The organism is Streptomyces sp. NPDC020965 (genome assembly GCF_044333555.1).
GTDB lineage: Bacteria > Actinomycetota > Actinomycetes > Streptomycetales > Streptomycetaceae > Streptomyces.
On the sequence record NZ_JBIRRE010000013.1, the window covers coordinates 1 to 12,025 of the forward strand.

Sequence of the window (12,025 nt, forward strand, 5' to 3'; positions counted from 1 at the left end):
GGGGCGGGCGCTAAAGCGCTAAAATTTTGGCCTTTCGGCCAAACAAATACCGCCCGGGAATTCCCCGTTGGGGAATTCTTTTGTGGTTTATGCTGGCCCCTTTCGGGGCCTTGTTTGGCGGCTTTGAATTCCCCCGTTGGGGGAATTCTTGCTTTGTGGTGGGTTTTGAATTCCTTCGGAATTCTGTTTGTGGTTTGTGTTTTGGGTTTTTGTTGGCCCTGTCGGGCCTTTTGGTTTGGTGTTGGGTTTTCAGTTCCTCGCCTTCGGCGAGGTGTTGGTTTGGGGTGCCGCCCGTTCCGGGCGGTTGGGGGTGTGGTGGGGTTGATGGTGGGGCCCTGTCGGGCCTTGGAGTGTGGGGGTGTCAGTTCTGGGTTGTGGGTGGGTGGGTGGGTGGGGCACCTTCGGTGCTGTGGGGGTGGTGGAGGGGTGTGTGAGCTGTTCCTGCTGGTGGTGGGTGTGGGGGGTCTGTCGGGCCTGGGTGTTGGGGTGTGGCCGGTGGTGGTGGATGTGGGGGTGTTGTCGAGAATTGCAATATTCGGAGTTCCGGCGAGGTGTCCTGTCCCTGACCGTTGGTCAGGGGTGGTGCGTGTCGGGTGGGTTGGTGTGCGGGGCGCGTGGCTGCGTGGTTGGCCGGGGGGCCTTTGATGGCTAGGGCTCTGGCGGGCTGGCCTCGGTCATTGGAATGCTGGCGCTGGTCTGTTCCTTTTGTGCCAAGATTCGTAGGAGAGGATCGGTTCTGGGTGTGGGGGTAATGGGGCTCGCATTCCCGTGCGTAGCGGATATAGTTGCCCTCTGTCGGGTCTCTTCTTTTGACGCTTCTCTCTTTGTTATGCGCTGGTTCATATAGGCGGTCGGGGTGGGCGAGAGTGCGCCTTTCGGCGCTTTCCGGGGGTGATGGCAGAATAGATACTGGTTGGCGTTTCGGGTTATTTGCTTCCGGTGCGGGATAAGCGCATGGAGTCGACCGGTAGAGAATGAATAGAAAGGGTCTCTCTTTCTCTTTTGACTCCGGCGTTGCCGGAGAGAATAATTGCACCGTATTTGGTAATACGCGGGTGTTTTCCTTGCCAAGCGGGCTACGGGGCGCGGCAGCCTGGGCCGGCTGCCTTCTGGAGGTGGGTGTGGTGCGCCCGTTGGGCGCACCGGTTCCGGGAACCGGGTGCCTGGGGAGGGTGCGGCGGGCTGTGTGGTGGGCGAGACAGCGGCGACGGCAGGTGAGGTCCGGGCCTGACGGGCCGCAGGTTCGTGGAGCGGTCGGTCAGAGCCGGGCCTGCAACTCGGCGTGCCCTTGGCGGGGTTCTAGACTCCGGCGGGTGGCCAGGGGTGCTTGCCAAGCAAGTCCGGACCGGAAGGGGCAAGATGACCAGCAGTGACAACCCGGAGGCGAGCGGTCCGCGGTACGCCGATGAGCTGACGGCTGGCATGGTGTGGGAGATCGGCGACTGGCTCCTCCCCCGGCTCGAACGGGCAGCAGCCGCCCACCCGCCAGGCAGCGAGGAGAGCATCACCGCCTCCGCACTTGAGGAAGCGGTGGCCACCCTGGTCCTCACCCTGGAATGGGCCATCACCGGCAGAACGCCCGGCCGGGTCCGTGCCCGCATCGGGGTTCCGCCGCCCCCGCCACTTCCGGAGCCAAGCGAGGCTGAACGGCGGGTACGGGCGGAGGAGCGGCTGGAGCGCCGCCGGGAGGACTGGAACACCCTCTGCCGTCTCGCAGGCCACTGGCGCTCCGCACCTGGCTATCAGGGCACCCGCTGGAGCGAGATCCGGTTCCGCGACGCCGAGCGGGAACGCTGGTATAACCAGCAACTGGCCCACCGGCGCCTAGAGAGCCGCGTCATCCAGCAAGCGGAAGAGGGCTGACCACCGTGGTCCCCGCGCGCAGGCACTGAACGCCGGGCGCCGCCCCGGGAGCGGGGCCGGAGGGTCTGTCCCGACCCGGCGGCAGTCAGGAGGGAAGCCCCGGGCGCTCACCACGACGGCGACACCGTCCCTTGGGACAGGCACCCGGTCACCGAACCCCGGGGGGCTGGTCTGATCAGGCAGACCCTGGCCCTGCACCGGGGTGGGCTGTGCCAGACGGCTGGCTGTCCCTTGTCCTGAACGGCGGGTTCGTACGCCCGCGCGATGTAGGCCGGAACGCAACCCCGGTTGTTCACCAGATAGCCGTTCTCCCGCGCCCAGAGGCGCAGCACCTCCCACTCAGCCGGCTCAACCGCCGCATGGAGGCCGGGCCCGTTGTCCGCCATGCTCCACTCCTTCACGATCGAGGGTCTGACGGTGCACGCTAACGGGCCCCACCGGTACAAACACCCACCCCCGTAGACCGGCCCGGGGCGCCAGGAACGGCAACAACGCGCGGGAGCGCAAGCTCCCCGGCGAGCTGGGCGGGCTGCAGGTGTTCACGGGCTGTTCCAGTAGCCCTGCATCGAACCAGCAGATGAAGCGGAGTGGGAGGCGTTCCGGCAGAACCGGCTCGCCGGTCTCCGCTCCTCCACGCCCCCGGGGCACCCCGTCGACGGGGATCGGCAGAGCGCGCGGGGCGCAGCGCGGTCGGATTGCTGCGGGGCCCGGGGTCGAGGCGCTCGGCGCGGGCCCCGGGGTATGTCGACAGCAGCCGACCGGGAGGGGATGCGGGCAGGGGGCGGAGGGCGCGCCGGGAGCAGGCAGGAGAGGTGAGGAACACCATCGGAGCCGGCTGTTCACCGGCGGAGGAGCATCTGGGCGCTGCGCCGGTCACGCCCTGCCGGGACGCGGCGGAGCACACCAGGCAGCCCGGGCTGGGCGCTCCGGGGGTCCTGAAGCCAACCAACGGCCCGAACAGCCGGGACCGGGGCAGCCGATGGGCGCATGGAGGCCGGTTGTCGGGTCGGCACGGGTTCCACAGCGGCGAGCGACGGCCCCGGCAGCCGGTTGCCGGGGCCGCGTGTCCGGCCGCGGGCGCACCAGCACCCCCGGGGCGTGGCACCCGCGCATCGGCTGGGGAACGCCGTGGCCGGCCCACGAGCGGGACCCTCGGCATTCCCGTTTCAAGACCGGAACCCGGACCCGAAAGGCGTGGAATACCATTGCTCAATAAAGAGAAATCCTCCCCGTGGATATACGGGTAACTTCTTCCTCGAATTCGTCCCGGTTCTTGTTTTCGCGGGTTCTTCGGGTGCGACCTCAGAGACAGGGGCGTGCGGAGGTATGAAAGGGCGTGGCCCGACGGCACGGGCGCCGCTCGGTGTGCGCTGGGATGGCTGGATCCAGCCGGTCGGCTGGTGGGGCGTCAACTCGGTTCGTCGTAGCGTGTGTTGAGCATTGCAATATACGAAGTCCCGGCGGAGGCACCATGGCTCGGAGTGCGGTACATGCGGTGTGGATCGCGGTGGGCAAGGGCGTGCCCGAGCGGGTACGGGCAGCAGCCGACGAGCACAAGTCGCGGCGGGTGAAGCTCTCGGCCCAGCCGCGGTGGAGCACTCGCCGGCTGCCGCGGGAACAGGCGGCCGAGGTGCGGGCGGCGTGGCGGGAAGAGGTCCGGCGGCTGCGCACTGAAGGGCTGCTGCTCGACACCCACGACGCGCTGATCGAGTTCGGGGTGCGCGAGGAGATGCGGGTACGGGGCTGGGACCGGCAATGGGATGAGGCGCCGGAAGAGGCGTGGGACCAGGGCCGCTGGCCCGGCTCCCGTGACAGCGGCCACCCCGGCCGCCTCGCGGCCCGCCTCGATGCCGTGCTCGTCGGGCAGGTCGTCGCCGCCTGCTGGCACACCTCCTCCCCCGCTATCCGGGCAATCCGTGTCTGGCGGGACAACCATCCCGGCATCACCCCACCCCGCCACCACCAGGATGGGACCAGAAAGGACGTCGGACCGCTCGCCGAATACGAACATCTCGCCCGGCAGATCACCACCACCGGCACCATCTGGCGCGCCGGCATCACTCACGGCCTCGCGCAGGCCGCAGACACCGGACTGTGAGTAGCAGGCCACGTCAGCCGATGACCGGGGAGGCCGGCAGCGCCACTGGTCACGGTCACCGCTCGGGGCGGACCGGGAGACCGGTCGAGCGGCTCCCACCATCTGCGAATATCGGGGCCTGACCTTCGGATCGCAGGAACGATTGCGCCCTGGCGTCTGCGATCCGAAGGCAGTCAAGGGTGAGAACCCTCCCATCGTCAGGGCGCGGCTGGTGCCCTCAAGTTCGGAGGTGTCCGTCTTCGTCCGGGCGGCCCCTGGCGAACACCTCGCCTGCGATGTTGGGACCACACCCGATACCCAGCACAGTCTCCCGGGGGAGATCCACCGTGAACAGTCCCGCCTTTGTTCTGATCGCCACTGGCCTGGTCGTGGTCGTTGCCACCCTCACCGCAGCCGGAGCGGCCAAACTCGCCCGCCTCGCCGGCGCCGACTACCCCACCGCCCTCACCCGCGCCGCCGCGGCATTCGGCGCCGCCCTCACCCTCGCCGCTGTCATGACCGTCGCCCTCGCGGCCGTCCTGTGAAATCCCGGGACGGGTACCGGGATACGGTCCGGACTGGGACTCGTGACAGCCGGTGCTCAGACCCGGGCCCAGACGCGCGAGCGGCTGCGGGATGCAGAACAATGCAGGGCTACAGAACACATGCCGGGGGCGGACAGGTGAACGTTGTGCGACGCGGGGAAGCTCTCGAGGAACTGCGCCGAAGGCTCACCGACGCCCTTGCGATCAAGGGCTTGGCCAAGACAGCTCTCGCCGCGCGGGCGCGGCGGAGCCGGACGACTGTGCAGCAGGCGTTCCAGAGGGACGGGCCGGTGCCGTCGGCGGAGACGGTCGCGGCCCTGGCTGAGGCCTTGGACCTGCCGGTTGGCGAACTACTGGAAATCCGCCGAACCGCGGCGGAAGGGAGCACCGAAGACGACCACGCCGGTGCCGGGTGCGCTGGGCCGGGACGGCCGGTCGGGGAATGGGATCCGCACGACCTGGAGGTCCACCCAGCCGGCCCTTCAACCGGCTTCCGCCGAGAACGTGCTTTACCCACCTACATCCCCCGCGCTCACGACCGGGACTTGGCCGAAGTGGTCGAGGACGTGCTGGCGGGTCGGAGCCGGATGGTGGTCCTGTCCGGCTCCTCGTCCACGGGAAAAACCCGTGCCTGCTGGGAAGCTCTCCATCTCCTACGCGAGCAGAAAGAGCGATGGCAGTTGTGGCATCCCCTTGTTCCTCTTCCTGTGGAATGCCTGGTGCAGGGACTGCCGGAGGTGCGGCCGTACACGGTTGTCTGGCTCAATGAGACCCAGCAGTATCTGGGCGGAACCCGGGGGGAGGAAGCTGCGGCCGCCTTGCGTGAGCTGGTGCGGACTCCCTCACGTGCCCCGGTTCTCGTGCTCGGCACGCTGTGGGAGGAGCGCTGGCAGGACCTGGTCCGGCCTGTGTTATCCGCAGAAGCTTCCTCGCATGACCAGCGGCGCGCTCTCCTGGACGGGGTGTCCCTGAGTGTGCCGGACCGTTTCTGCCGTGCTGATCTGCACCGGTTACGGGCTGAGGCTGTGCACGATCCACAGCTCGCAGAGGCACTGGAAAAGGCGCGGGAAGGCCAGGTGGCGCAGTACCTCGGTGGCGGGCCGGCGCTGGTGGAACGGTATGTCATCGGGCGGCCGCTGGAGCGGGCGCTTCTCCATTGCGCGATGGACGCGTGCCGTCTGGGGCACAGTCGTGTTCTGCCTCGGAGCCTGTTGGAGGCCGCTGTTCCTCATTACCTGCTGGAGTACCAGCGTGAGGACGTTTCTCCTGAGTCGCTGACGCAGGCGCTCGGCCAGTTGTGCGGGCCGGTGCGCGGAGGGCAGGCGCCGCTGCGCCGGAACCGGTCACCGGTTCCGGGGCACGAGGGAGCGGGCTACAGGCTGGCCGACTACCTGGAGCAGCATGGGCACCGGGTCCGCGGAGGGGTGGCGCCGCCGGGTGGCCTGTGGGAAGCCTTGCTGGCTCATGGCGACGTCAATTCCCTGGTTCCTCTGTCCCTCAGCGCAGAGGAACGCGGATTCCTGCGCTTCGCCGTCCTGATGAGGACCGCTGCCACACGGGCCGGTGTAGCCGGTGCCCGGGAGGAGGTGACCAGCATGCTCCGGGATTACGGGTGGTGGCATGATCTGGAACAGTGGTCCAGGGCCGGGGCGCTGGCAGGGGATGCCGAGGCCATGTCGGATTTGATCCAGGCGCTGTTCCACACCGGCCGGGCCGACGAGGCGATCGAGTGGTGTGACATCGCCGCTGCCCACGGGCACATGGATGCACTCGTCAATCTGGCTGTCACCCTACCCAAAGCGAACCGTCATGAGGACGCCCTGCGTCTGCTGCAGCAGACAGCACCTACGGGAAGCGATATCTCCGCGCTCCTGATCCCCGGGCTGCTGACGGCGCTGGGGCGCGATGACGAGGCCCTGGACGCATACCGGGAACAGGCCGCGGGCGGATGTGACCATTCGGCTGCCGGGGCCGCGAGCCTGCTGGCGGCGCAGCAGCGCTGGGACGACGCTCTGGACCTTCTCCTCTCCCACTACGGCGGCGCCGATGACGGCAGTACGAGGACTTTTGTGGACATCATGACTCTGCTCAGCCGGCGTGACATCTGGATCGACGCTCTTGCCGGGACGATTCAGAGTGCGGAGCAAACCCTCACCACTGCCCCCATCATGGCCGGCATCTACCGTATGGCGGGCCGTGACGAAGACGCTCATCCGTGGACCCGGGTAGCCGCGGAAACAGGCCACAGTTACTCCATGGCGCACCTGGGCAACCAGTTCGCATCAGAGGGATGTTGGGAGCAGGCAGGTTCGTGGTACTCCCGGGCGATCGACGCCGGGCACACGGCCAGCGTGACCAGCCTGGCCCGTATGCTTCAGCGGCAGGGCCGTGCAGAGGACGCCCTTGCCGTCTTCCAGCGTGCGGCGCAGAGTGGCGACGAGGGCGCGCTTGCTCCCATCGCTGAACTGATGACAGGACTTGATAGCCCGGACGCGGCATTCGACTGGCTCATCGCCCACTCCGAGACAGCACATACGAGTCACCGGAGCGCTGTGCTGTGTCTCCTCCAAGAAGCAGACAGAACCGAGCAGGCCCTCGAATGGCTCCACACCTCGGCCCAGGCCGATGACACCGACGTCCACCGAGACATGATCAGTGTTCTCCGCAGAGCTGGACGAGAACAGGAAGCCGACCAGCTCGACCGCTATGGCTGGGAACCCGATGGCACCGTCTCGCCCTGGACCGTGCCCATGCCTTGCGACACTCCGCAACATCGGTAGAGGTTGCGGAGTGTCGGGTCTGGTTTCCCCGGCGGTGACCTCAAGTGGGCAAGGATTTGCAGATCCGGGCCGGACGCGACGCCGTCGTTCTTGAGGCCAGCCCGGGTTGGCCTTCAGCAGAGTCGAGGGCTGAACGGTGAGTTGCCGGGAGAATGCTGTGCGCCACGTTCGCTGTCGCTGGCGCGGCGCGAGCGCCAAGCGGTCAGGGCCGCGATCAAGGAGAGTGCGGTGCGGGCGGTGGTCACTTTCCTTGCTGCTCCGTCTCGACAGGTTCGTCCGTGTGACGGCCGAACGGCTCGGACTCAGTCTCAAGGGGTGGGCAGTGTGGCACAGGGATGAGAGCTGTCGCTTCCTCGACAGCGCTGTCCGGCGTCCTTGCCCTGGCCGCTGCGATCCGGTGCGGCCCGGGGGCCGGTGTCCGGTCATGCGGTCGTTCGCCGCTTTCGATCACTGCGCACAGGATTCGGCCGGGTGGGTGCTGTTCAGTCGTTCGGCGGTTTCCAGGCCCGGATTTCCAGGTGGGTGATTCTGGCGCCTTCGGCGAGGCGGCCGGTCTCGACCATCCAGGCGGTGACGGCCGAGGCGACGTCGCCGCCGTGCTGGGTGACGCGGCTTTGCCATTCCCGTGCGTCGAAGCCGGCGGCTCCGGTTCCCTGTCCGCGGGTGGAGTTGCCGTAGCCGCGTTCTTCGGTGCCGTCGCTGCGCTGGACGACGCCTCGGAGTACTCCTGGGCTGTCGTTGGCGTCGCCGGAGTCGATGAGGAACCGGCCTTTGGAGGCGCGGATGGAGAAGGCGATGACGCCTCCGGCCTGTGCGGCGGCGTCGATGACGGGTTTAAGGCGGGAGGCTCCGGAAGCGATGTGCTGCCTTCCCGCACGGGCGAGAGCGGAGGTCCACTGTTCGTCGTGCCGGATACTGACGGCGTCTTTGGACCGTACGCGGGCGAGTCTGCCGGACTTCGTCCGGCGCCGTTTCACATATGGGGCGGCCAGTTGCCGGAGGGATTCGAGGTCGCGGGGGCCGCCTGACTGTACTTCCTGGACGATGGTGCGCAGTGCTTGCACGTAGGCCTGCCCGGCCCGGGGCCCTCGGGTGGAGAAATGGCTGATGATGGCGGAGTCGCGGCCGAGGATCTGTGCGATCTGCCGTTTGGAGAAGCCTTCGCGCAGTAGTTCGCCGGTCAGTCGGGCAGCTTCGTTCGGCGGTTGTTGTGCGGCGGCTCGGGTGCTTGTTCGCCTGCGCGGAGGCATGGCGCTTCCTCTCATTCGTGGTCGTGGATGCCGGGGCGCGGGCAGTGACGGTTTTGTGGTGGGTGCCTACTGCTGGGCGTCCGTCGCGGGCCGGTTTCGGGCGAGGGCCTGAAGGGAGGAGAACTCCTCCATCGTGTTCGGCGCGGCGACGGGGTGGGGCAGGTGGCCTTTGCGGCGGTATTCGCCGGGTTCGCCGTGGTAGGCCCAGTCGGGTGTGGTGGTGGTGTAGATGGCGTCGGTGCGGAACGCGATGATGCTGCCGGGGGGCAGGTGGAGGGCGCCGACGTGGGCGGGCCGGCCGTCGGCTGTTTTCGCCCGGGTGGACAGGAGAGCGGCGCGGGCGGCGGACCAGACACCGGAAGCCCATTCGGGGTGGGCCCAGGGACTGCGGCTCATGGAGGTGCGTTCCCAGACGATGCTGTTGCCCTCCATACCGGTGACCCGTGCGCCCTGGGGAATGCGGTTCTCCTGTCCGGCGGGGACGCTTCCGGTGGTGATCCGCGGGCGCTGGGCGAAGGAGCCGATACCGAAGAGCAGGATGCTGCGGACCGCCCGGGAGGCGAGCCGGTAGGCCAGGCGCAGTTCGTCGGTTCCGGCGTGCTGGGCGGTGGCGGTGAGGGAGGCCCAGGCTTCTTTAAGTTTCTCCGACCATTCCCGCAGGGGCGTGCCGGCTTCCCACAGGAGGCCGTCGAGGATTTCGATCCTCCAGGGGGTGAGCGGGTTGCGGAGGGCGGCGTTGATCTCGGCTCCTCCGGCCCAGGTGGTGAAGGTGCGGCCGGGTTCGCTCGGGTAGGTCCAGGCTTTTTCGCCCTCGATGGCGGCGGGGAGCAGGCCGATGTGGTTCCAGTTGTCGGGGACGGTCACTCTGACGTGCCAGTGCGAGGGTGCGAACAGGGCGTTGGTCTGCTGCTTCTCGGTCCAGGAGGTGAAGGTGCGGGCGGTGACGCGCTCGGGTGGGCCGACGCCGCTGGCCCAGGTGTGCTTGCCGTAGGCGAGGGTGCGGTCGAGTTCGGTCCACTGCGGGAGTTGTTCGGGGACGCGCGGTGGGGTGATCAGTTCGGTGCGGCCCTGGCCGGAGGTGGCGTGCAGGAGTTGGCGGATCTCGTCCGACATGACGGGGTAGCCGTCCGTCCAGCGTGCGCCCTGTTTGGTGGGGATGGTGCGGGACCACAGGTCGCGGCCGGTCTGGCTCGGGGAGCCCATGAGGACGACGTCGGACCAGTGGCGTTTGAGGGCTTCCCAGGTGAGGTTGAAGGCGTGGCGGACGACGGTGGGGTCGGCTCCGTCGGGGTCGAACCACTCGGTCACGCTGCGGATTTCTGTGCGGACCGGGCCGCGCCGCCAGCGGCCGACCGGGCGGCGTTCGTGGACGAAGTGGCCGGCCAGAGTGTCCTTGCCGCTGCCGGTGTCCACCTGCCAGCCCTCCGGGAGAGGGGCGTCCAGCCAGGCGGTGACCGCGTCTTTCAGGTAGGGGTAGCGGTCGGCGTCACGGTGCCAGGGGTCTCCGGTGGTGATGTAGATGCGTTCCACGCTGTCGGGGACGGTGGCATACACCGCGGTGAGGATTTCAGCGGCGGATCCGGTGGGGAGGTTGAGCTGGTAGCGGTGGTCCCTCCACGCGAGGACGCCGGTGCTCGCGTCGAGGAAGACGGCGAGGGTGATCTTCTGGGGGTAGTTCGGCCGTTCGGAGACGAGTCGCGGTGTCACGGCGAACCAACGATCCCCGTCCGCGCCTTCGGGAATGGAGGGGAGCTCACGGAAGGCGGTCCCGGTGGCGGAGGCCAGCCCGGTGGGGTGCGGCGGCACCGGGATTCCCGGCGCCGGCCGGGAATCGGCTTCGGGCGCAGAGATCGGCTCCTCGCGGTGCGCCGCGACCGGTTCTGCGGTTGGCGGTGTGGTGGCGGTTTCGCCAGTCGGGGCCCCGGCGTTGGTGTCGGGGTGAACCCGGAGCGGGTCGAGGGCGGGGGGTAGCGCTCCGGCCCTGCTGTCGGCGTCACCTCGTACGGCGGCTGTCGTCTCCTGCACGGGTTGGCGGGGTACGGGTACGTCGTCGTCCGGTGAGCCGGGTGCCAGTTCCGGCACCAGGGCAACGATGGCTTTCACCGCGAGGCCCGCCGCGGGGGCGAGGCGCTCGGCCTTGGCCTTGGAGTACGCGCCCAGGGCGGTGATCTGTTTGTCCCGCTGGGCATACAGTCTGGCCAGGGTCTTCTCCAGCGGGCGGATTTCGTCCCGAAGTTCACGCAGCCCGGCGAGGCCGTCGTTGAATGCTCTGGAGTCCATCAGCTGCTCCTGTCCGCGGATGCTGTACGGGTGTGAACGGTGACGGTGTAGTCGGCCGGGATCGACACGGTGAGGTGGCGCCCGCCGTCGCTGCTGACGACGGCCTCACCCAGGATGACCTGCCGTGCGGAGGTGTCGGCGGGAGCGTCGCCCTCCAGGAGGGTGTCCAGTGCGAGGACCTTGACCGGAGTGCCCTCCCCCTGCTTCCAGGTGGGAGCCGGTATGCCGAGTTGCGCGGCGTATCGCACGGAGGGACGGCCGTGGAAGGCGATCCGGGGGCGCGGCTGGTCGCCCACCCAGCGCCAGCGCTTGCCGGCCGTGTCGGGGACGATGTCGTAGACGGCCATAGCCTGCCCGCGGCGGCAGGCGACGATGACGGCGATCCTGTCGGGGTCGAAGAGTTTCTTGGTGGTCGACAGGCCCAGCCAGGGTGACCAGGCCGACAGGACCACGTCCGCCTCCGTGCTGGTGCCGGCCTCGACTTCACTCCAGCGTCTGGACACATTGACCGCCAGTACCTGCAACGGCTGGTTCGGATCAGTCGGCATGCACGGCTCCTGGTTCGGACGTCTGGCGTCGACACCCACCCTAAAGCACTCGCGAGCGCTTCTTCAAAAGTATTCGCAAGTTACCTATCGCCTGAGGAAACGGATCACCGTTCGGCACGGCTGGCGCGCAGTTCGCTGCCGGTGACAGATTTGCCGGACCAGCGCGGTCCCAGGAACAGGAGGCGGGTGGTGTCGCCGGCCAGGATGGTGGAGCACCACCTGCAAGGAGAAGGTTCATGTCAAGGGATGTCGCTCATCGCGGGGCGGCATCCTTCGCAACTGGGCTTGCTGGTGGATGCCTTGTGCCCCAGTGAGCGAGGAGAGCAATACAAGCGGCAAGGGGGCGGGCTGTCGTGTGACGTGACCGAGAACTTCCGGTGCTGCGGAGAAGGTCGGCTGCAGGGTAGGCATGGCCGCGCTGCTGAGTGCCGTCGGGGTTCTCGGCTTCGTGCTGATCGCGGCCGTTATACGGGTGGACGTGGAGGAATGCCGAGTCACCGTGTGGTTGAAGTAGGGGTCGACGGCGGCGAGGACCAGGTGCCGGAGCTCATCCGGCTCCAGCGCCTCCACCTCCCACTGCACCGGCCGGGCGGGGTCGAAGCCGTAGCGGCGGGCCAGCGCGGGTCGCCGCTCATGCCCTCGGTCTCGGGCAGCCCGTACCGCTGCACCTGGCCGTAGGTGA

Annotated in this window: 9 protein-coding genes; 5 read left to right on the plus strand and 4 right to left on the minus strand. The window is 68.2% G+C overall.

The features are described 5' to 3' along the window. Positions 1-1,359 precede the first annotated feature (1,359 nt). Positions 1,360-1,863 (plus strand): hypothetical protein, encoded by a 504-nt coding sequence (locus ACH4S7_RS31340; protein ID WP_398524739.1) that lies wholly within the window; start codon positions 1,360-1,362, stop codon positions 1,861-1,863. Between the two features lie 107 nt (positions 1,864-1,970). Here ACH4S7_RS31340 and ACH4S7_RS31345 read toward each other — a convergent pair whose 3' ends face one another. After that, positions 1,971-2,249, minus strand: a complete 279-nt coding sequence (locus tag ACH4S7_RS31345; RefSeq protein WP_398524740.1) for a hypothetical protein — start codon at positions 2,247-2,249, stop codon at positions 1,971-1,973. A gap of 1,085 nt (positions 2,250-3,334) precedes the next feature. On the opposite strand from ACH4S7_RS31345, the gene ACH4S7_RS31350 reads away from it, so the two are divergent. The 3 genes from ACH4S7_RS31350 (at position 3,335) to ACH4S7_RS31360 (ending at position 7,265) form a co-directional block, all read left to right on the plus strand. After that, a complete protein-coding gene (locus tag ACH4S7_RS31350; protein ID WP_398524741.1) occupies positions 3,335-3,961 on the plus strand; it encodes a hypothetical protein in 627 nt (208 codons plus the stop codon). Between the two features lie 326 nt (positions 3,962-4,287). Beyond that, the gene (locus tag ACH4S7_RS31355) at positions 4,288-4,485 is read left to right on the plus strand and encodes a hypothetical protein (RefSeq protein ID WP_398524742.1); all 198 of its coding nucleotides are present in this window, start codon (positions 4,288-4,290) and stop codon (positions 4,483-4,485) included. A gap of 137 nt (positions 4,486-4,622) precedes the next feature. After that, positions 4,623-7,265: a hypothetical protein gene (locus tag ACH4S7_RS31360; protein ID WP_398524743.1), complete on the plus strand. Its 2,643-nt coding sequence runs from the start codon at positions 4,623-4,625 to the stop codon at positions 7,263-7,265. Between the two features lie 482 nt (positions 7,266-7,747). On the opposite strand, the gene ACH4S7_RS31365 is transcribed toward ACH4S7_RS31360, so the two are convergent. From ACH4S7_RS31365 to ACH4S7_RS31375, 3 genes are all read right to left on the minus strand, one after another. Further along, positions 7,748-8,515, minus strand: coding sequence for a hypothetical protein (locus ACH4S7_RS31365; protein ID WP_398524744.1), 768 nt, complete (start codon positions 8,513-8,515; stop codon positions 7,748-7,750). Between the two features lie 66 nt (positions 8,516-8,581). Further along, a complete protein-coding gene (locus tag ACH4S7_RS31370) occupies positions 8,582-10,795 on the minus strand; it encodes a Mucin-19 (RefSeq protein ID WP_398524745.1) in 2,214 nt (737 codons plus the stop codon). Beyond that, the gene (locus ACH4S7_RS31375) at positions 10,795-11,343 is read right to left on the minus strand and encodes a hypothetical protein (protein WP_398524746.1); all 549 of its coding nucleotides are present in this window, start codon (positions 11,341-11,343) and stop codon (positions 10,795-10,797) included. The genes ACH4S7_RS31370 and ACH4S7_RS31375 overlap by 1 nt, the downstream gene beginning before the upstream one ends. A 501-nt stretch (positions 11,344-11,844) precedes the next feature. Here ACH4S7_RS31375 and ACH4S7_RS31380 point away from each other — a divergent pair. Further along, positions 11,845-12,021 carry a hypothetical protein gene (locus ACH4S7_RS31380; RefSeq protein WP_398524747.1) on the plus strand — a complete coding sequence of 59 codons (177 nt, stop codon included), beginning with the start codon at positions 11,845-11,847 and terminating at the stop codon, positions 12,019-12,021. Positions 12,022-12,025 lie beyond the last annotated feature (4 nt).